Raw genomic sequence first — 1,572 nt, 5'->3', positions numbered from 1 at the left:
GCGGGTGGGCAGCGGGTGTACGGAGGTGGGCCGGCGGAAGGTACCGGTGGCCGCGGGGTGGTGGACGGACGAGGGGCGGTCGGCGGGGCGCGGCCACGGGGCGGTGACGACGGCGGCGGGGCCGTCGGAGGGGTTGCCGAAGCGGACCACGCTGCCGGGCCCGACGTCGACCTCGTGCACGCGCCGGCCCTCGGCGTAGGTGCCGTTGGTGCTGTCGGTGTCCTCCAGCGTCCAGTGGTCGCGGACCGCGCGCAGCACCGCGTGGTGCCACGAGACCCGGGTGTCCCGCAGCACGATGTCGCTCGTCGGGTCGCGCCCCACGTGGTAGATCCGGCTCGGGCTCATCACGTGCGAGCCGTCGTCGGCTTCGACGACGAGTTCGGGCGCGGACGGAGCCGAGGGCGCGACGGACCGCTGACCCATACCTCTAGGCTACGGCCGGATGCCCGCACCCGCCTTCCGGCGGCAACGGCGGTGGACACAACGGAAGGGGTCCTCGGTGACAGCACAGGGCACCCCCGCTGACCTGCCCTTCTTCGTCTACGGGACGCTGCGTCCCGGGCGGTGCAACCATGACCGTCTGCTGCGCGGCCGGACCGTGGCCGAGGTGCCGGCCCGGTGGCCCGGTGCGGTGCTGTACGAGGGGCCGGGGTATCCGTACGCGGTCGTGGAGGCGGGCGGAGTGGTGCGCGGCGAGCTGATCACCGTGGCGCCCGGGGCGTACGGTCCGGTGCTGGCCGCGCTCGACGCGCTGGAGGAGTACCGGCCGGGCGATCCCCGCAACCTCTACGAGCGCGTCCCGTGCGAGGTACGCGTCGAAGGGGGCGGCACGGTGCGCGCGTGGGTGTACGTGGCGGCGGAGCGGCTGGCGCGGCGGCTGCGGGTGACGGGCACCGTGGTGCCGGGCGGCGACTGGACGCGCTGAGGCGCGCCGCGGACGGGCCGGAACGGGCCGCGTCTCACATAGTGATCACTTGCCCAACGGGGGCAACCCCAGCGGCGGTTGCGCACTCCTGACTGTCAGTTGGACAGGGCGTCGCCCTCCCGTCACCGAGCGTTGGGCATTTGTAAACACTGCATCAACTGTTCGGATATTTCCGCACTTGCGCTTTTCATGCGCATGTCAGTGCATGCATGGTCATTCACGGGACCGCAGGTTCCCGTGGTGCGGCAGGGGCCGGACCACGTGCACGCAGGTGGCCGGGCATGCCCGGACCGCCCCCATGACCAAAGGGCGCTCACAGTGCGTACAACCCCCACAACCTCCATAGCGTCCGCGTCCCGCAGACGCGTCCTCACCGTCGCCGTCGCGGTGGCCGCCGCGGCGACGATGGCCGGCACGGCCTCCGCCGCGGTGACCGCGCCGGCCGCCGGCAAGGCGAAGGCCCCGGTGGCTTCGGCCGCCTCCACGGTGTCCACGGGGGACATCGTGAAGGCGGCCCGGAGCGCCGCCCTCGCCAACGCCGGGACCACCGGCGTCGGCGCGGCGGACGTCCTGCGGGTCAAGGACACCCTGATCGACCCGGAAGGCAAGCGCCACGTCCGCTTCGAGCGGACCCACCAGGGCGTCAC

The 1,572-nt window shown here is 73.3% G+C and carries 2 protein-coding genes and 1 pseudogene; 2 read left to right on the top strand and 1 reads right to left on the bottom strand.

Translation table 11 applies throughout. The features are described from left to right. Positions 1-423 (bottom strand): FHA domain-containing protein (locus tag LE181_RS31775; protein WP_225665079.1); only part of this gene is annotated, 423 nt, incomplete at its 3' end. A gap of 76 nt (positions 424-499) precedes the next feature. Here LE181_RS31775 and LE181_RS31770 point away from each other — a divergent pair. Further along, positions 500-925: a gamma-glutamylcyclotransferase family protein gene (locus LE181_RS31770; RefSeq protein WP_225665077.1), complete on the top strand. Its 426-nt coding sequence runs from the start codon at positions 500-502 to the stop codon at positions 923-925. 318 nt (positions 926-1,243) lie between these two features. After that, positions 1,244-1,572, top strand: a pseudogene (locus tag LE181_RS31765) (hypothetical protein); the annotation flags it as partial.

This window comes from Streptomyces sichuanensis (assembly GCF_020328095.1).
Taxonomy (GTDB): domain Bacteria; phylum Actinomycetota; class Actinomycetes; order Streptomycetales; family Streptomycetaceae; genus Streptomyces; species Streptomyces cinnamoneus.
The sequence above is the reverse complement of the archived record's forward strand: the minus strand, read 5'-3'. Positions and strand labels throughout refer to the sequence as shown.